Below are 18,900 nucleotides of genomic sequence, written 5' to 3'. Positions count from 1 at the left end.
TTCGCAAAGTAAAAGGGTCATAGCCCGCGTTGTCTCACTGCTTCGAAGAGGGTGACGAGGGTGGCCATTGCGACGTTGAGCGAGTCGGCTTGTCCGGCCATTGGGATGCGCAGTGTCAGATCGCTTTCTTGCAGCCAAAAGTCGCTTAGCCCGTATTGCTCGCTGCCCATGATGAGGGCGATTGGGCCGCGCAGGTCGGCTTGCGAGTAGAGCTGTTCGCTGTGCGGAGTGGTGGCGGCGGTGCGGATGCCTTTGGCACGCAGCCAAGCGGCGACCTCGCGGCTCTCGGCGACGACGAGCGGCACGGAGAAGAGGACGCCAGTCGAGGCGCGCACGACATTGGGGTTAAAAATATCGGTGACTGGGTCGCAGACGATTACGGCGTCGCAGCCTGCGGCGTCTGCGCTGCGTAGGATGGTGCCGAGGTTCCCGGGCTTTTCGATGCCTTCGACGACGAGAACGAAGGGCGACTCGCTTAAGGCTAAGTTGCTGAGTCGGCGCCGCCATTGTGGCGCGACGGCGAGGAGCCCGTCGGGCCGTTCGCGGTAGGCGACTTTTTCAAAGGCGGGCTTGGAGAGCTCGATGAGCTCTGCACCCGCAGCGCGGGCCTCTTCGAGGAGTGCGTCCTCGTTTTTGCCCAGGAAACACTCGCGGCAGAAATACAGCTCTAGGAGCGGGATGGATTTATCCAGCGCGCGGCGAATCTGCCGGTAGCCTTCGACGAGGAAGATGCGGGCGGCGTCGCGGGGGCGACGGTCGCGCAGTTTGACGAGCAGTTTAATGCGCGAGTTTTGCAGGCTGGTGATGAATTCGGGAGCGGGTGCAGGCACGGCGGTTTCCATAGCAGAAGAGAAAAACAGGATTGGGAAGTTCACGTTTTTTTGAATTGTGAGCGGCTTTGCACCGAACTGTGGCTAAGAAATTCAACGCCTACCCATTCGCCTATCACGCTGAGATCGAGCTAGAGATCTCGACTTTAACCAATCGCGGCCACGGGCTCGGCCGCGTGGAGTTGCCGGAAGAGGGCGCGGCGCCACGCGAGGGCCTTGACGCCGGACGCGCCGACAACGCCGGTACGCCCGATAAAGAGGGGCCGCCGGACCTGGAGCCAACGCGCTCCACGCCTAGTAAAAACAGCCTGCGGCAGTGGGTGGTCATGGTGCCGTTTTGTCTGCCCGGGGAGCGGGTGCGGGTGCGGGTGTTTCGGAATCATAAGAACTACTCGGAGGCAGATTTGCTAAAAGTGCTGCGTGCCTCTCCGCATCGGGTGGAGCCGTATTGTGCGCTTTTTGGGCAGTGCGGCGGTTGTCAGTATCAGCATTTGGACTACGCGGAGCAATTAGTGTGGAAACGGCGGCAGGTGGAGGAGTTGCTTCAGCACATGGTGGGGATTGAGCACGAGGTTGCCCCGGTGATTGGTTCGCCGAGGCAGTACGGGTATCGGTCGAAAATTACGCCGCACTTTAAGGTGGGGCGGCCCGCCATCGGGTTTTTGCGGCAAGGGACGCGCTTCGAGGTGATTGATGTGCCGGAGTGCGCGATTGCGACGCCCGAGATTAATGCGCGGCTAGTGGAGGTACGCGAGCGCACGCGGCAGCGGCTCGAACGCCGCGAGTATAAGCGGGATGCGACGTTGCTACTGCGGCACGCGAGCGAGGGCGTCGTGACCGACTATGATGCGGTGATTACCGAAGAGCTGGCACGAGGGGATGCACAGGAGCCCTTAAAGCTGCGTTTTTTGGCGCGGGATTTTTTTCAAAATAACCCCTTCATTCTGCCTGCGTTTACGGGCTATGTGCGCGAGCAGGCCGCGAGCTCGGGCGGGCGGTTTTTGGTCGATGCGTATTGTGGGAGCGGGCTTTTCGCGCTGAGCGCGGCGAGTGCCTTCGAGCAGGCGGCGGGGGTCGAGATTAGCGAGAGCTCGATCCGCTTTGCCCAAGAAAACGCGGTGGCCAACGGGATTACTAACGCGCGGTTTTTAGCGGGCGATGCGGCGGCGATTTTTGCGGGACTCGATTTTCCGCCTGAAGAAACGGCGGTCATCATCGACCCGCCGAGGCGGGGCTGTGATGAGGGGTTCCTGGGACAGCTTTTCGCGTTCGGCCCGCGCGCGGTGGTCTATGTGTCCTGCGACCCGGCAACGCAAATGCGTGACTTGCGGTTGTTCCTCGAAGCGGGCTACGCGCTCAAAGCCGTGCAGCCTTTCGACCTGTTTCCGCAAACACGGCATCTCGAATGCGTGATTACTTTGGCGCGCGGCCAGTGACCACGCGGTTATGTCTTTTTTAGGCGAGGAGTTCGGCTTGGGCGGCGTTGAGTTCCCAGTGGAGGGGGGCTTCGGCGCGGTAGCGGAGGAATTCGTCGATCATGGCGTCGCCCATGCGTTGGCACTCGGGGCCGACGGAGCCGGCGAGGTGAGGAGTGAGGATGATATTGGGTAGGGTGAAAAGGGGCGAGGCGGGCGCGGGCGGTTCGGGATAGGTGACGTCGAGGACCGCGGTGAGGTCGGTGCGTCGGCGGAAGACCTCGATCATGGCGGGTTCGTCGATGAGGGCCCCGCGTGCGGTGTTGAGGAAGAAGGCGCCGGGGCGCATCGCCTCAAAGTGTCGGGCTTGGAGCATGCCTTCGGTCTCGGGGAGCAGCGGGGTGTGGAGAGAGAGGGCGTCGGCAGTGGCGAAGAGCTCGTCGAGGGTATCGACTTTGCGGACGGACTCGCGCTGGGCTTCTTCGGCACTGAGGAATGGGTCGTAGATGGCGACGCTGACGTCGTAAGTGCGGAGGCGTTGGCGGACGAGCCGGGCGATTTTCCCGTAGGAGATGAGGCCGATGGTGGAGCGGTAGGGCGTGGGAGCGGGCGGTTTTTCGAGGTGGGTAGAGTGTGCTGCGTAGAGTCCGCGAGGGTAGTGCCAAAAGTGTTTCAGACCGAGGATGAGCGCGGCGGTCGCGTATTCGGCGACTGGGATAGCGTTTTGCGCGGAGGCGGCGCTCAGGCGGATGCCACGCGCCCACATGGCGTCTGTGACGAAGGAGCGGACGGAGCCCGCTGCGTAGAAGATGGCGCGGAGCTGGGGGAGGGCGTCGAGCAGTTCGGTATCAAGGACGGGCATGCCCCAACTGGAGAAGAGGACTTGTGCCTCGGCGAGGGCGGCGCGGTGTTCGCGCCAGGTGTCGCCGGGGGTGATGATGGCGCGCAGGTCGACCGTGGCGCGGAGGCGGTCGAGGACGGGGCCACCGTAAGCGAGGTTGAGCGAGTAGGGCGCGAGGAGGAGGACGGCGGGGGGCTTTGCTGTCATAGGGAGCGGGAGTTGCGGTCGCGATGATGAGGGCGAAACGCGTGTCGGGATAAAACACGTTTCCAGAGTTGCCTTTAAAAAGGGGCAGACTCTCCTGCGCGTTTTTTTGAGGAACTGTTTATGAAAGTCGCGCCGCGCTTACTCACGAACTTGTGCTACTTGGCAATGATGTGCCTGTCGATCGGGCTAAATTTGCTGCCGGTGTTTTTGACCTCGCTCGGGGTGACCTATGGGGGCGAGGCGGGGCTTAGCCAAGAGGAGATGGGGCGGCTAACGGCGAGCCCGTTTGGCGGGCTGGTGCTAGGGATTTTGGCGGCAGGGCCGCTCGTGGATCGTTGGGGGGCGAAGCGCTTTGTGCAGATTGGCAATGTGTTGATGGCGGTGAGTTTGTTGTGGGCGGCATTTGCGCCGAGTTACTTGTCGTTGGCGGTGGCGTTGTTCGGGATGGGGCTGGGCGCGGGCGTCCTCGATATGGTGCTAAGCCCAGTCGTGGCCGCATTGAATCCTGAGCGGCGGACGGTCGCGATGAATTGGCTGCACTCATTTTACTGCGTGGGGGCGGTGGTGACGATCGCGCTGGGGACTGTGGCCTTACAGGCGGGCCTTGGTTGGCGTGGCGCGTGCTTGGTGATGTTGGTGTTGCCGGTGGGGCTAATCGCATGCTTTGCGCCGATGAAATTCCCCGCGTTAGTGCCGGAGGGTGAAGTGGTTTTATCGATACGGAGTTTGGCGCGCGAGTGGTGGTTTTGGGGCGCGATGCTGGCAATCTCGCTGGGCGGGGCGGCGGAGCTGGGGATCGCGCAGTGGCTACCGGCATATGCGGAGCGTTCGCTGGGCTATGCGCCGTGGGTGGGCGGGATGTCGCTTTTGCTGTTTTCGGTGACGATGACGCTGGGGCGGATGGCGGTGGGCTGGTTTGGCAAAAACTGGGATATGTATCGTATGATGGCTTGGGCCTGCGCGAGCTCGGTCGTGCTATTTATCGCGGGTTCGTTTTTGCCGATTCCGTGGATGGCTTTGGCGGCGTGTATTGCGGTCGGGTTTACGGGCAGCTGTTTGTGGCCGACGATGCTGGGGGTGACGGCCAATCGTTATCCGCGTGGTGGGGCGAGTATGTATGGGCTGCTTTCAGCAACGGGAAATGTGGGCGGGGTCTTTATGCCGTGGGCGGTGGGTATAGTCGCCGACCGGAGTAATATGCATTGGGGCTTGGTGATTTCAGTCGTCGCGCCCCTTTTGATGGCGCCGCTGGTGCTCGTGATGAGGAGGCACGCGAGCCGTTGATCTATCAGCGTGGCGTTGTGGCTCTAATCGGGAAAAGTGCGTTTCTTAGTCCTTTGCCGTAGCGCACTCGGGGCCGTGAGCGGGAGCGTGTTTGTGCGGGTCTTGCTCGGCGGGGTCGGCCGCGTGGGCGAGATGGTAGGCCGCTCTCCAGAGGTGGTAGGCGGCGGTATCCATCCAGCGGACGGCTTCGAGGAGTTCATCGGCCTTAGCGGGTGAGAGTGCGGCTTCGGCAGTTTCGCGTAAAAGTGCGTGTCGGCCTGTGCGGCGCAGCGCGGCGAGTGTTTGGGACAGTTGCTCGATTTGCGCGAGGGCTTCAGTGCTGTCGCTGCGCTGTGCTTCCGCGTTTTCGTCGGTCTTGAGGCTGTGGCTAGAAACGAGCCGTTCGAGCTCAGTGAAGAGTGCGAAGAGTTTTTCGCGCGCTTGGTCGAGCCGGCCCGAGGGGTCACTTTCGGGGTAGCTGTGCACGGTCTTGAGCACGCCGACGATTTGGTCGAGGTGATCCATTGCATGGATCAGCGAGAGGCGCGGGTTGGTCGCTCCAGGCTTGATGGGAACAGTGGCGGGAAGCCTCGAGAGGAATGCGTAGCCGTGCTCTAGGCTGTCGTGAACGGCCTCGGGGGAGAGCGCGGCCTCGGGGTGGCGCGAGTCACTGCGGTGCTTGATCCAAGCGGTGAGGATAAGCGTGCACTCGACGAGGGCGCGGCGCAGTGCCTCGAAGGCGACTTCGGGCACTTGGGCGAGGCTGTCGTCGAGGTGGCTAGTCGGCGCGGGTTTACGCTCAGGAATGAGCCGCGTGATGATGCGCGAAAACGCCTCCGCTCCGGGCAGTGCGATGCCCGCGCCAACGATGTGAAAAAGCGTGTGAAAAACCGCAATCGACCACGCTCCGGGCGCGCTGTTGCTTTCGGGATCGAGGTGCGTGAGTAGCCACACATAGAGCGGCATTAGCGCAAAGCCGATTGCGGCTGAGAAACTGTTGAAGAGGATGTGTACGAGCGCAGTGCGCCGCGCCGATGTGCTTGCGCCGATAGCGGCAATACCCGCGGTAAGGGTGGTGCCGATACTGGCACCGATGACGATCGAGAGGGCTTGGGCGATATCGAGCGTGCCGGAGTGGTAGGCGGTGATGGCGGTCGCCACGGCGGCACTCGACGCCTGCATGATGACGGTGAGTGCGATGCCGATGCCCACGAGGATGAGCCGCCCGGTGAGGCTGGGCTCTGGAAAGGCCTCGGGCTGCACATGGGCAGCGAGGCTATTCATGCCGTGTTGCAGCGTATCGATCCCGATAAAGATTAGCCCGAAGCCCGCGATGGCGAAGCCGACTGAGGCGATGCGGCCCTTGAGCATCAGCCGCATCAAGGCCCCGATACCGACCAGCGGCATGGCGATGGTAAACAGGCTCAACTTTAGCCCGAGTAGCGAGACGATCCAGCCCGTCGTAGTCGTGCCTACACTACTGCCGATGATGACACCGATCGATTGAGAAAAGGTAATCAGCCCCGCACTCACGAAACCAATGGTCGCCAGCGTCGTCGCGCTCGAGGACTGCACCATGGCCGTGATGGTGAGCCCCGAAAGAAACGCCGAAGTTTTACGCTCGGTAAACTGTGAGAGGATCCGCTTGAGCGTCTGCCCTGCGGCTGTGCGCAACCCGTCCGTCAGCAACAAGATGCCGAGCAGGAATAAGCCGATACCACCGAGGAGTTGACCGATCATTGTGGGCTGGAGCAGTTGAGTGCGGAGTGGGGGAGTTGGGGGTGAACAAGGCCGCTGTACTCAGCGGCTTCAAGATTCATCCTCTGCATGGTCGTTGCCAGCGCGTCTTTTGCGTTTCTAGCATGGGGCCATGCTGCGGTTTTCCCAAAGAGCTTTCTGTTTCATGTTATTACTCGCGACGGGGCTGGCAGTGTCCCCGCCCGGGGACTATGAAGCGGAGCTTACCGAGTGGCACGCACAGCGAGTGGCGCGGCTCACGGCTGCCGAGGGTTGGCTTTCGCTCATCGGGCTTCATTTCTTGAGCGAAGGTGAGCAGCAGGTCGGTACTGCTGAAGGTAACGATATCGTGCTCGGCGCTGGGCCTCTGAGTCTCGGTGTAATCGACCTACAACCCAGCGGGCGCGTGATGTTGCGCGTGACGCCGGGGGCGGGCGTACGAGTCGATGGGCGCGAAGTGCTTTCGGAAGAACTCATCCCTCAAGGGCGCGGGCCGCGTGGGCAGACGACGACTGTCTCGTGCGGCTCGATGAGTTTTTACGTGATCGTGCGCGGCGGGCGGATGGCACTTCGCGTGCAGGATACTGCTTCGCCGCGCCGCAGGGGCTTTGCGGGAATCGAGCGTTTCCCGACCGACGAAAGTTGGCGGGTGGAGGCTGAGTGGGAGGCTTTCGCTGCACCGCGCGAGGTCACGATTACCAACACGCTCGGACAAGAGTCGCAGGCACTCGTGTTGGGCCGTGCCGTTTTCGAACGCGAGGGCCAGCGGCTGGCACTGCTGCCGCTCCAAGAGACGCTCGGCGAACCGCTCTTCTTCATCATCGCGGATGAGACGAGCGGGCACGAGACCTATGGCGCGGCGCGTTTCGTTTATGCCGATCCGCCCGACGAGTCGGGCCGCGTAATCATCGATTTTAACAAGGCGATTAACCCGCCTTGCGCGTTTACGCCTTACGCGACTTGCCCACTGCCGCCCTCAGAAAATGTGTTGTCGATAGCGGTGCGCGCTGGGGAGAAGGCTCCGCTTGCCGCTCACTAGTCGAGCAGGTCGGGCCGCAGATTCGTAACGAGAAAGTCGGCAGGGATGAAGGCGTCGGCGGCGCGCTCATTTCGTGCAGGGGTGCTCACACTCCGTGCTCGTGCGTCTGTGGGCTGCGCTGTGGCGCGTGTGATTGATTGGCTGGAGCTCCCCTTGGGCGCAGCCGTCGGCATTGGCGCGCGGCTCGTCTGTTGTGCGAGGGCGCGCGGCGCCGGAGCGAGTGACCGCTGCGGTGGGTCTTCTTCGTTTCTTGCGATCGACGCCCAGAGTAAAGTGAAGGGCGTGGTGGCGGTGGCAGGATGCATGGCGGTGTGGCGGTTGAGCGTGTGTGGCGCCACTCCTGTCGCTGGCCGTGAGGACAAAAAAACCTCCGGCTTTTGACCGGAGGGGCGGGTGATTGTCAGCGTGTCTGGTGATGTTCGACGATCAGGCCCCTCGCGGCGTAGCTTTAATAGCGACGACGACGGCAGCAGCGGAGAGTACCACGACGGAGGAGGCGTCATGGGCCGAGCGGCTGAGAATCGTGTTCGCGGAGGGAGTCATCGTCTTTTCTTAACGAGGGGAGGGAGGAAGGTGGGGCGGGTTTCGCTTGTCAACGCTACAGCACCAAACTGACGCAGGGGCCACGACACCGCGCCAATGTAAAGGGCGGCCTATGGCTCCTTACCGTAAGAGCTTTTTGAGTCCCTTGACGGCTCCGCCAACGCCTTTTCCAGCGGCGGCTCCGGCGTTGATGGGGTTGGCGGCAGCTTTCGCGATCTCGCCCAAGACTTGGCTCAGCACTTCTCCCGAAAGCTCGGCGGGCGTGGCTCCGCCTTTAGCTAAGCCAAGGTCCTGGAGTTCAATTGTGGGGAGCGAAACGGGGAGCGCGGCAGGGCCGACGCCGAGGCTGGCCTTCGCGCCTACGAGTCGGAACTTGCGCACAATCAGCTTCACCGGTTTCGCGGGTTTTTCGCTTGTCGCGTCGGGGGTGGGCGCACTCGTGCCAGTGAATTGCTCGATGGCTTTGAGCAGGTCACCGAGGTTGCTGGAGACGAGCCGCGTTTCGTAAACGAACTCCGGCTGCTCAATGACGATTTCCTCGATTTCGATGACGTCGCCGCGCAGCGAGCGCAGGTTTACCTTGAGGTCGATTTTGCCGAGTGTGAAGGCGTGCGGCGCGGTCCAGTTGGGCGGGTTGCCAACGACGAGGCCGGTGAGGGTTCCGCGTCCTGTGAATGGGGAGAGCCGCGCATCGGCGAGCGAGACGTGCGTCTGGGTAACTTTAGGGCCGAGGTTGTTGACGCCGATGAGCACGCCCGAGTTGAGCACGGGCCCGAGCCCGTAGTAGAGCCCGGCCCCGAGCAGGACGAGCCCGCCGAGGAGGATGAGGAAAAACTTTTTCATACGCGATGTGTGGGGGAGGAGACTAGGGAGCACGCGGAGCCATGAGCGCGCAGAGCTGCGGGGGCAATTTCGCTTGTCATGCTGTGCGGGCTTTTCGTGCCTAGGGGTTTTTCTCATGGCAAACGCCTACACCGAAGCGAGCATCAAGACCCTTTCCTCTACCGAACACATCCGGCTGCGCCCGGGCATGTATATTGGCCGTTTGGGCAATGGGGCGCACGCCGAGGACGGCATTTATGTGCTGCTCAAGGAAACGATCGACAACTCGGTAGACGAGTTTGCGATGGGCAATGGCAAGCGCATCGAGATCGAGCTGAGCGAGCGCGAAGTGATCGTGCGCGACTACGGGCGCGGCATCCCACTGGGAAAGCTCGTCGAGTGCGTATCAGTCATCAACACGGGTGCGAAATACGACAGCCAGACTTTTCAAAAATCCGTCGGCCTAAACGGCGTTGGCCAAAAGGCCGTCAACGCGCTCTCGCTCTCTTACACCGCGCAATCCATTCGCGACGGCCAAACCAAAATCGTCGAATTCGCCCAAGGCCGCCTCGTCAAGGAAGGCAAAGTCGCGCACTGCTCCGAGCGCAGTGGCACGCTGATTCGCTTCACCCCCGATGCGGCCCTCTTCGGCGCGGACTGGCGGTTTCGCCCCGAGTTCATTGAGGACTTGTTGTGGAACTACGCCTTCCTCAATCGCGGGCTGACCCTCACGCTCAATGGCCGCGCCTTCCGCTCCGCTGGCGGCCTCCGCGACCTTTTGGAGAAAAACCTCACGGTCGAGACGCTCTACCCGATCATCCACCTCGAAGGCCCCGACATCGAAATCGCGATGACGCACGGTGCTCACTACGGCGAGGAGTACTACTCCTTCGTCAACGGCCAGCACACCACGATGGGCGGTACCCACCAGCTCGCCTTTCGCGAAGCCGTCGTTAACACGCTGCGCAATTTTTACAAAAAAGACTTCGAGGCCGCTGACATCCGCCAAGCAATCGTCGCCGCCGTCTCGGTGCGCGTGCAGGAGCCCGTCTTCGAGTCGCAGACAAAGACTAAGCTCGGCTCCACCGAAGTCGGCCCGGGTGGCCCCACGATCAAGGAGTTTATCGGCAAGTTCGTGCAGCAGACGCTCGACGTCTACCTGCACAAAAACAAGGCGACTGCCGACGCGCTCCTCGCCAAAATCCAAGAAAGCGAGCGCGAGCGCAAAGACCTCGCGGGCATCCGCAACCTCGCCCGCCAGCGCGCGAAAAAAGCCTCGCTGCACAATCGCAAACTCCGCGACTGCCGCCAGCATCTCGGTACCCGTGCCGCGCTCGCTGAGCAGAGCACGCTCTTCATCGTCGAGGGCGACTCTGCCGCGGGCTCGCTCACCGCCTGCCGCGATGTGCAGACGCAGGCCGTCTTCGCGCTCAAAGGCAAACCGCTCAACACCTACGGGCTCTCCAAAAAAGTCATCTACGAGAACGAGGAATTTCACCTCCTCCAATCCGCGCTCAATATCGAAGACGGGCTCGACGGCTTGCGCTACAATCGCGTGGTCATCGCCACCGATGCCGACGTCGACGGCATGCATATCCGACTGCTGCTTATCTCGTTTTTCCTGCAGTTTTTCCCCGAAGTCATCGCCGCCGGGCACCTCTACATTTTGGAGACCCCGCTGTTCCGTGTGCGCAACAAACGCCGCACCATTTACTGCTACTCCGAAACCGAGAAACAGGCCGCCAGTGCCGCGCTCGGCGCGGGCCACGAAATCACCCGCTTCAAAGGCTTGGGCGAAATCTCTGCCAGCGAGTTTAAAGACTTCATCGGCGAGAACATCCGGCTCGAGCCCGTATCACTTGCACACCTACACGACAGCGAGGAACTCCTCGGCTTCTACATGGGTAAGAACACGCCGCGCCGCCAAGAGTTCATCATCGATAACCTGCGCGTCGAAAAAGACCTCGTCGAAACCCTCTCTCCCGCCGCCTAAACCCTCATGGCTAAACGTATTTCAAAAAAGACTACCGACCAAGCCGAACTCGAGTTTTCGAATAGCGCTGACGCCGCGACCGGTGCTGAAGCTCGCCCAAAAGAAGGGGCTGCGTCCCCCGGTTTGGCGGATTTGGAAGATGAAGGGTTAAACCCGGTAGACGCAGCTCCCGCTCAAGAGCCCGCCCTCCGAAAGCACTACCGGAACTGGTTTCTCGAATACGCGAGCTATGTGATTCTCGACCGCGCGGTGCCGCATCTCGATGACGGGCTAAAACCCGTGCAACGCCGCGTCCTACACACGCTTTGGGACATGGATGATGGCCGCTTTCACAAAGTCGCCAATATCGTCGGCACGACCATGCGGCTGCACCCGCACGGCGACGCATCCATCGGTGCGGCACTGGTCGCGATTGCGCAGCGCGGCTGGCTGATTGAGCCGCAGGGCAACTTTGGAAACCCCTTTACTGCGGACGAAGCGGCGGCCCCGCGTTACATTGAGGCGCGGTTAACGCCTTTTGCGCGCGAGGTGCTTTTTAACCCGAAAACGACGACTTGGCAGCTCAGCTACGATGGGCGAGCGAAAGAGCCGGTCGCCTTGCCCGCCAAGTTTCCCATCACCTTACTCGAAGGCGCGGAGGGCATCGCCGTGGGGCTGGCGACGAAGATCCTGCCGCACAACTTTAACGACCTGTGCCGCGCGGCGATTAACCATCTGCAAGGAAAAGCGTTTAGGATTTACCCCGATTTCCCGACCGGCGGGATTGCGGATTTTTCCGAATACAACGACGGCGAGCGCGGCGGAAAAGTCCGCGTGCGCGCGAAAATAGAAACGCGCAGCAAGACGCTCCTCGCCATTACCGAGCTGCCCTACGGGACGAATACGGTGTCGCTCATCGAGTCGATCGTGGCCGCCAACACGAAGGGCAAAATCAAGGTCAAACATGTCGACGATAACACCGCCGATAAAGTCGAACTGCTCGTTCATTTACCGCCCGGGAGCGACCCCGAGCAAGTCACACAGCAGCTTTATGTGTTTACGCAGGCGCAGATGAATCTGTCGCCCTCGGCGTGTGTGATTGTGCGCGATCCTGAGACGGGGGCCGATAAGCCGCAGTTTATCGGCGTGCGCGAGATTTTGCGGCGGAGTGTTGACCACACCGTCGAGCTGCTGCGTAGCGAGTTGGAAATCCGCTTGGGCGAGCTCGACCAACAGTGGCACTGGGATTCGCTAGAGCGGATTTTTATCGAGGAGCGGATTTACCGGCGTATCGAGAAATCCAAGACATGGGAGGAGGTGCTCGAAGAGATTCGCGAAGGGCTAAAGCCGTTTATTGCGGGGCTGCGTCGCGAGGTGACCGAAGACGATATTACGCGGCTGACCGAGATTCGGATTAAGCGAATCTCCGCCTACAACCGCTTTCAGGCGGACGAGCGGATTAAGAAAATCGAGGCCGAAATCGAGGCCGTGAAGCATGACCTCGCGCACTTGATCGATTACGCGATCGCGTGGTTTGAGCGCTTGCAGGAAAAGTTTGGCAAAGGCCATAAGCGGCGGACGACTTACGATGAGATTGAGCAAATCAGCGCAGCGGAAGTCGCCTCGGCAAACCAGCGACTCTACGTGAATCGCGAGGAAGGCTTTATCGGGCTGAATTGGCGGCAGCACGAATTTGTAAAAGAGTGCACCATCCTCGACAGCGTTTTGTGCCTTATGGCGGACTGCTCGCTCAAGGTCTCGAAGGTCGCGGATAAAGTTTTTATGGGCCGCAATATCCTACACGTCGGCGTTTGGCCGAAGGAGGGCGACGGCCGGTTTTACACGCTGATTTACCAAGACGAGAAGACGGGCCGCGCCTTCGCGAAGCGCTTCCAGATCGGCGGGCTCTCTCGCGACAAACTCTACTCGCTTGCGAAGACGGAGGGCCCGGCGCGCGTGGTGTATTTGGATGTGGCAGAGAGCGAGGCAGCGATGCCCAAGGCGGTGCACATCGCGATCGACGGGCGCAGCGGCGCGCGTATTCGCGAGTTGGACTTCGATCTAACGCGCGTGCCACTGTCCACCCGCTCCGCCAAGGGCCTCACCGTCACCAAGTGGACAATCAAAAGCGTAAAACGGCGGTCCTAGACCGCTTTTATTGATCGGCCGCTGCGAGGAGCGATGGGCCGGCGCGAGACGCAGCGGGTGTCGCGAGATGCACTGGCCGCTGCGAGACGCACCGGTCGCTTGCTGGCGCACCGGCCAATGCGCCTCGTAGCGTACCGGTCGTTTGCTGGCGGCCCGTTGTTTTTTACGTGTGCGCGGGCTGGAAAGTAGAGCGCTTCGTTTTTTAGAGCACTTCGTTTTCCGAAATCGGCCACAGTTGGCCGCCCCAAATAGCGTAGGCCACTGTCTGTTTTTGTGCGTGCCAATTGGCACGCACTGCACACGGTTCGCGCAAAAGGATTTATGCACATTATAAGGTGACAGCGTGTTAGTTTCCGAATAAGCCTTTGCCGCTCATCAAGCGAGACGCGCCACCCCGCGCGGCAGGTTCACCCCCGAAGCCTATGCTCCCCAAGAGAACGCAGCAGCGAGTGGTCATTGATTGCGGCGGTGCGCACGTCTCGGCTGGGGTATTTTCGCTTCGTGGGGAAAGCAGGGAGGCGGGTGGTGGGGCCGCTAGGTCGCTGCGACTCGAAGCTTATGCGCGTGAGGACTTCGTTTGCTCGCCCGCGCACAGCAGCGCTTGGCTCGCGCAAGTCGGTGCCGCACTCGATAGGGTTTGGGGGCGGATCGGGTTTGGCCGGGAGCGTGAATGCCGGCTCACGATACCGGGGCATCTTGCACTTACCAAGCGGGTTAAAACGCCTGCTGTTGCGGGTGAAGCCCTCGCCCAAGCGCTGCGTTTCGAGGTTGGGCAGGCTATCCCGTTTCCGCTCGATAAGGTTTCATGGGGCGCGGTGGTGCAGCGAAACGAGGGAGAGGAAATGGAGATCCTGATTTCTGCGGCGAAGCTCGACGCTGTGGAGCCACTCTGCGCGGCGGCGGAGTCCGCGCATTTATTGCCGACTCATTGCGAGCCTGCGGCACTCGCGCTTTGGCGTGCGTTTTCGCGTGAAGTCGACGCGCCCTCGCTTTTCGTCGATGTTGGCGCACGGTCGACTCAAGTGATTATCGGTGGCGGTGGGGCGGCCCCTTACTTGCGCACGCTCAATTTTGGCGGAAACACGGTAACACGCTCGCTTGCGCAGGGGCTGGGCTGCGATTTTGCCGAAGCTGAAGCAGCCAAGCGACGCGCCTCGCAGTTACTTGAAAACGCCAAGCCGTCGCAAGAAAGCGAAGCTCTTTTACGCGAGGCTGTTGGGCAGGCGGCCAGTCCCTTTGTGCAAAAACTCGGCGCCGAACTCCTTTTGGCGAAACTTGCGTACCTTCGCCAGTCGGGCGTGCTTAGTCCGACTCGGGTCTATCTCGGTGGAGGAGGGAGTGTGCTGCTCGGGCTACGTGAGGAAATTGCGGAAAGGCTTTCGCTGCCAGTTTTCGAGTTGCCGACACCCGCTAGTATCGAGGTCGCGCCTTCGTCGGTGGGAAGAGCGCCAGTTGGCGCTAGCGATTTGTATGCGCTTTATGGCCTAGCCTTGGGCGCGGCTTTGCCCGAGGCGCAAGTACTCAACCTATTTCCGCTGGGGCGGCGTGTTGCGCGAGAAGTGCGAGCCCGGCGTCGATGGGGGCTAGCCGCTGCTGCGCTACTCGTGCTTTTACCTTTTCTGCTGCTGCTCCAACAACGCTCGGCGATTGCAGCACTGCACACGCGAGCCGCGGCAGTCGATGCAAGGGCAGCTCCGCTTCTTCGGCTAGGAGCGCTTAACGCCCAAGCGCAAACAGAGGTGGACGCGCTTCGCGTGCGACTCGCCCACCTCGATGCACTCAACGCTCAACGGGAAAGCTGGCTCGGTTTTTTTGCGGACTTGCAGGCGCGACTTATCGGCGTGGGCGATGTGTGGTTGGAGCGGTTCCACTACAACGCGCCGAGCACGGACCAAGTCGACGAAACGGGTTCGCCTCAGGCGGCGACCATCGAGATCGGTGGCTGGCTTTTGGAAAGCGGTCGCACGGACGAGTCGCTGCAGCGGTTTTTCGATTCACTACAGGCTTTGGACTTCGTGCAGGGAGTTGTGGGCGAGCGCTATGATCGCAAGCGCCCGGGAGTCATTCGTTTCGATGCCACGATCCTCATCGCTCCCGAAAAACTCCTCTGAGTCGTTTCGCCAAAACTTTGCTCAATCCCTTAGCCGACCATGTTCGCAAAACCTCGCTCACGCGCTGCGCTACTTCTGCTCGTTGCGGCAGCTGTGGCTTTTGTGGGGCAAGGTGTGAGTCTGTTTCTGGGGGCGAAGACCTTGGCCAAAGCCAAGTCGGAACTTGCCGCTAAAGAGGGGTGGCTAACGAGTCTTGCCAATGCTGAGCCCGCGCCGACTCAAGCTGTGGCGGATGCACTCGCTCGTGAATTCGCCGAGCTGCGCAATGCTGTCGGCCAAGCCGAGTCGCTGTGGCGGGATAACTCAATTACGCGTGCACTCTGCGACTCGCCCCCTCCGCCGAACAGCCGTGCGGCTTACTTTGAGATCGCGCGTTATAGGCAGGCGCTTGCGGGCCTCGCGGGCGAGCAGGGTATCGAAATCGCACAAGACGAGTTCTTTGGGTTTCGTGCCTACGCCAACGTAGGGCCCTCTGAAGCGGATATCTTACGGGTCTACACGCAGCGGCTCGGCCTTGAGCGAGTGTTGGGGGCTCTCTTTCGCAGCAAGCCCCAACGGCTACTGGCAGTCATTCGCGAAGAGCGAAACGCATCTCCTGAAGCACCTTGGCAAGACGAGTCCGGTTCGGCGGACGCGAGCTATCGCTTCCAAATCCGGTTTCTCGGAACGACTGCGGTACTCCGCACATGGCTTAACGAATTAGCGAGTGATCGGCTCCCCGTCCTGGTGCGCAGCGTGACAGTTGAGCCCGGTGCAGAGCGACAAGTCATTCCTGATCGAGGTCGTCCTACGGCTGCACTTTCATTGAGCTCTTTCGGCGAGACTGGTGATAGCGATGGCTTTGAGCTGCTGGTGCGACCGAGTGGGAGTGAGTTCCTCGTGACACTCGACTATGTGGAGCTAGGTGCAGAAGAAGAGGTCGAAGCCCTGACGGAAGGATTTTCCCGTTTTTCTGAAAACTCGCCCGAGCGGGTAATGACTTGGCCTGCGCCGGAGTCGCAAGTACGCGGGCCACAGTGGATCTTCGATGTCTTTACGCCTCCGGAGATTTTCTACCATCCGGCCGAGCAGCAGTTTCGCGTCAAAGCGCTGCGTCCTTCCGCTGATCCTGCGCTTACGGCCCACGCACTGCCTGATTCACAGAACGGGGAACTCACTGTGCCGCGACTGCTGGGCGTGCGCCGCGAAGACTATCCGCTGCAACTCAGTGGCTATATCGGGGGGGCTGGGAGCGACGGCTTAAGGGGTGACTGCGTTGGCCCATTTTTAGGACTTTTTGAAAATCGAGAGAGCGGCGAGCTGCTACTTTTGCGAGGAGGTGATCGCGTGGAGTCACTCGGTATTGAGGTGCTCGACTTTCGTGTAGAGATGCAGTCCGTCGCTCACGATGAAGGCACCCCATTTCGCGCGCCGCGGGCCGTTGCGAGGATTCGCGACGTGCAGGGGGAGCGGCGCAGTCTTTACGAAGGCGAGCGCGCCGAGGGGCACGCGTTAATCGCAGAAGTGGAGTGGTATGGAGAGCGCCTTGAGTTACGCGAGGGCGACGTGGTGGCTGGCGAAGAAGGGGCACTGCTCACCGTCTCAGAAATCCAATGCGCGCCCCAGCCTCGTGCCGTTATGAAAAGCCACGCCACTGCCCCCGAGTCCGAGTGGCTCGTCTTCACGCTCGAATCCGCACCTGCCGGTTCCCCGCACTAGCCCCGAGTACTGAACGCTTTCCCCCAAGACTCCCATGCTTTCAAAAAACACTCTCCTTTTCGGTTCCTTGTTTGTCGGGCTCAGCTCTGCGCCATCCGGCAGCCCGCCACTCTATGCGCAGCAGGGCAGTGTGGGCGTTGGGAGCAGTGCGTCGGCTGCGCCCGAGCCTTTGGTTAGCGATTCGTCGCACTCCCAGTCGCTCGGCGATGCTGAGGTTAAAACTCTGCTTTTGCGGGCACGGAGCCAGTATGTGGCGGGAGCGCCCGAGGCGGCATTGGCGACGTATCGTGAGCTTGACCAGCGCTCACCGGGAAATCGCGAGTTGGCGGCGGCGATTGACCGTTTGGAGCAGGAGCTTGAGGCGCGGCGCACACCGCCGCGGCTTCAAACGCGCCAAGAAATGTTGGCCGAGGTAGACCAAAGTTGGCGCAGGCCGGGGCTCTTCCAAGAGCAGGGGCGTGATCCCTTCGACGAAGCCGCCCTTGCTCCGCTTGTTCGCAAGCTGGACGAAATCGTGCTGCCCAACGTGAGCTTCACCCGCGTGGAAATTGGGCGCGTGGTGAGTGCTTTGAGCGCGGCGTCAGTCGAGTTTGACCGCAGTGCCCAAGGGGCGGGTGAGGGCGAAGGCACTCGCGCCCCACGCGGCGCCAACATCGTCTTGCTCGACCCGAGTAACCGGCAGCCGCTCGTGACGCTCACGTTGCGCAATACGTCACTCCGGCGCGTTCTGGACTTCGTGACCCAAGCGGTCGGCTACCAATACGAAGTGCAAAGTGATGCGGTGGTGGTGCGGCCGGGCGGTGAGTCGAGTTTGCTCGAAACGGGATTCTTCCCTGTTTCGCGGGCAACGGTTTTGAGGATGACGGGCCAAACTTTGGGCAACGGCGCTGCCTCCACGCCCTCTGTGTCGCCGAGCCCGTTTTCCTCGTTCGGTGCGAGTAATGAGTCGCCGCCAACAGGCCAAGAGGCTCCGGCACTGCGCCACTTTCTACAGCAGGCGGGCGTGAACTTTGACGCAGTGCCCGACAGCAGCCTCGCCTACGACGGTTCCTCAATCATCGTCACGCATACTGCGCGAAACTTGGAGCGAATCCGCAACATCCTGAACCGCTACAACGACATTCGGCAGGTCGAGATTGAGGCCAAGTTTATGGAAGTGCAGGAAGGTGCGCTCGAAGAGCTTGGCGTAAACTGGAACCTCAATACCAAAGCGACGCAGCGCAACGCCGGCGCACAGGCCCGCTACATGACTTCGGGGCGCAACCTCTCGACTGCCTTTGCGAGCAACGTCGCCACACAGCAGGGCAGCATCACGCGGCCCGTGACGATTGGCCCAAGCGGCGAAATCACGGCGGGCATTGACACCGTTTTTGCTAACAGTCCGCCGGCGATTCCCAACGCGCCTTACCTCGGTGTCGGCGCGAGTGCACTCGCGAGCGTGACCGGTGTGATTGGCGAGTTCGACGTCAACGCGGTCATTCGCGCACTCTCGCAAAAGCAGGGGACGGACCTGCTCAGCGCGCCCAAAGTCACCGTCCTCTCGGGCAACCCGGCGACTATCACCGTCGCCCAAGAACTGCGTTACCCGCAGAGTTTTGGGCAAACGCAAAGCCAAGTCGGCACAGGCAGCGCGAGCGGCGGTGGCTCGGCGGGTGTGGCGATCACTGCGGGCACGCCCCAAGACTTCACGACGCGTAACATTGGCGTGGAGCTCAAGGTCACGCCCACCGTTGAGGAGGACGACTACAGCATCAGCCTCGACCTCAACCCGCGTGTTACCGAGTTCGACGGCTTTGTGGAGTACGGCGGCCCTAGCGTTGCGATTTCCGGCAGCACGACCGTCAACGTGCCCTCCGGGTTTTACCAACCCATCTTCTCTGTGCGTGACATCTCGACAAAGGTCACGATCTGGGATGGGGCGACACTCATCATGGGCGGGCTCACGCGCGAAGAGGTCAAAAAGGTCAACGACAAGGTGCCCGTGGTCGGTGACATCCCGGTGCTCGGACGACTCTTCAAGTCGAAGGGCGAGAGCGCGCAAAAGCGTAACCTACTCATCTTCGTAACGGCCAACCTGCTTAGCCCCGGTGGCGCACCGAAGAAACAAGCCCTGCCTAATGTGAGCGCGAACGCTCTCTTTCAAAACCCCGTCATCATCACGCCCGAAAGCAGCCAGTCGCGCACCCCGTAGGCGAAGAGGCGGAGCCTGGGCGCCGCCGCGCGCATTAGCGTCCAGCCACCAGTTCCGCGTTGCGTGTGCGTTATGTCGCGGGT

The 18,900-nt window shown here is 61.3% G+C and carries 13 protein-coding genes; 8 read left to right on the top strand and 5 right to left on the bottom strand.

Translation table 11 applies throughout. From position 1 onward, the window contains the following. Positions 1-17: 17 nt before the first annotated feature. On the bottom strand, positions 18-842 hold the full coding sequence (locus AXK12_RS03795; RefSeq protein WP_068711607.1) for an RNA methyltransferase: 825 nt from the start codon (positions 840-842) through the stop codon (positions 18-20). Positions 843-910: 68 nt separating this feature from the next. On the opposite strand from AXK12_RS03795, the gene AXK12_RS03790 reads away from it, so the two are divergent. Then, complete coding sequence (locus AXK12_RS03790; RefSeq protein ID WP_231863523.1) at positions 911-2,266, top strand: class I SAM-dependent RNA methyltransferase; 1,356 nt, start codon at positions 911-913, stop codon at positions 2,264-2,266. Positions 2,267-2,285: 19 nt separating this feature from the next. On the opposite strand, the gene AXK12_RS03785 is transcribed toward AXK12_RS03790, so the two are convergent. After that, a complete protein-coding gene (locus AXK12_RS03785) occupies positions 2,286-3,293 on the bottom strand; it encodes a hydroxyacid dehydrogenase (protein ID WP_068711602.1) in 1,008 nt (335 codons plus the stop codon). A gap of 120 nt (positions 3,294-3,413) precedes the next feature. On the opposite strand from AXK12_RS03785, the gene AXK12_RS03780 reads away from it, so the two are divergent. Beyond that, positions 3,414-4,577: an MFS transporter gene (locus AXK12_RS03780; RefSeq protein ID WP_068711600.1), complete on the top strand. Its 1,164-nt coding sequence runs from the start codon at positions 3,414-3,416 to the stop codon at positions 4,575-4,577. Positions 4,578-4,622: 45 nt separating this feature from the next. Here the strand turns inward: AXK12_RS03780 and AXK12_RS03775 are convergent, their stop codons facing one another. Further along, positions 4,623-6,296 carry a Na/Pi cotransporter family protein gene (locus AXK12_RS03775; RefSeq protein ID WP_068711598.1) on the bottom strand — a complete coding sequence of 558 codons (1,674 nt, stop codon included), beginning with the start codon at positions 6,294-6,296 and terminating at the stop codon, positions 4,623-4,625. Positions 6,297-6,459: 163 nt separating this feature from the next. Between AXK12_RS03775 and AXK12_RS03770 the strand changes: the two genes are divergently transcribed. Continuing rightward, entirely contained in the window at positions 6,460-7,332 is an 873-nt protein-coding gene (locus tag AXK12_RS03770; RefSeq protein ID WP_231863522.1) for a DUF1684 domain-containing protein, read from the top strand. On the opposite strand, the gene AXK12_RS03765 is transcribed toward AXK12_RS03770, so the two are convergent. Further along, positions 7,329-7,694, bottom strand: coding sequence for a hypothetical protein (locus AXK12_RS03765; protein WP_231863521.1), 366 nt, complete (start codon positions 7,692-7,694; stop codon positions 7,329-7,331). The genes AXK12_RS03770 and AXK12_RS03765 overlap by 4 nt on opposite strands. Before the next feature lie 301 nt (positions 7,695-7,995). Further along, positions 7,996-8,718: a hypothetical protein gene (locus AXK12_RS03760; protein ID WP_068711592.1), complete on the bottom strand. Its 723-nt coding sequence runs from the start codon at positions 8,716-8,718 to the stop codon at positions 7,996-7,998. Between the two features lie 115 nt (positions 8,719-8,833). Here AXK12_RS03760 and AXK12_RS03755 point away from each other — a divergent pair, with 115 nt between their 5' ends. The 5 genes from AXK12_RS03755 (at position 8,834) to AXK12_RS03735 (ending at position 18,817) form a co-directional block, all read left to right on the top strand. After that, a complete protein-coding gene (locus AXK12_RS03755) occupies positions 8,834-10,690 on the top strand; it encodes a DNA topoisomerase IV subunit B (RefSeq protein ID WP_068711590.1) in 1,857 nt (618 codons plus the stop codon). A gap of 6 nt (positions 10,691-10,696) precedes the next feature. Continuing rightward, positions 10,697-12,817, top strand: a complete 2,121-nt coding sequence (locus AXK12_RS03750) for a DNA gyrase/topoisomerase IV subunit A (protein ID WP_068711588.1) — start codon at positions 10,697-10,699, stop codon at positions 12,815-12,817. A 422-nt stretch (positions 12,818-13,239) separates the two neighbouring features. Beyond that, entirely contained in the window at positions 13,240-14,928 is a 1,689-nt protein-coding gene (pilM, locus tag AXK12_RS03745) for a pilus assembly protein PilM (RefSeq protein WP_082782627.1), read from the top strand. Positions 14,929-15,042: 114 nt separating this feature from the next. Beyond that, positions 15,043-16,626 (top strand): Amuc_1100 family pilus-like protein, encoded by a 1,584-nt coding sequence (locus AXK12_RS03740; RefSeq protein WP_156468831.1) that lies wholly within the window; start codon positions 15,043-15,045, stop codon positions 16,624-16,626. Between the two features lie 34 nt (positions 16,627-16,660). Further along, complete coding sequence (locus AXK12_RS03735) at positions 16,661-18,817, top strand: hypothetical protein (protein ID WP_068711582.1); 2,157 nt, start codon at positions 16,661-16,663, stop codon at positions 18,815-18,817. Positions 18,818-18,900: the final 83 nt, after the last annotated feature.

The sequence above is a fragment of the Cephaloticoccus capnophilus genome (assembly GCF_001580045.1).
GTDB classification, from domain to species: domain Bacteria; phylum Verrucomicrobiota; class Verrucomicrobiia; order Opitutales; family Opitutaceae; genus Cephaloticoccus; species Cephaloticoccus capnophilus.
The sequence above is the reverse complement of the archived record's forward strand: the minus strand, read 5'-3'. Positions and strand labels throughout refer to the sequence as shown.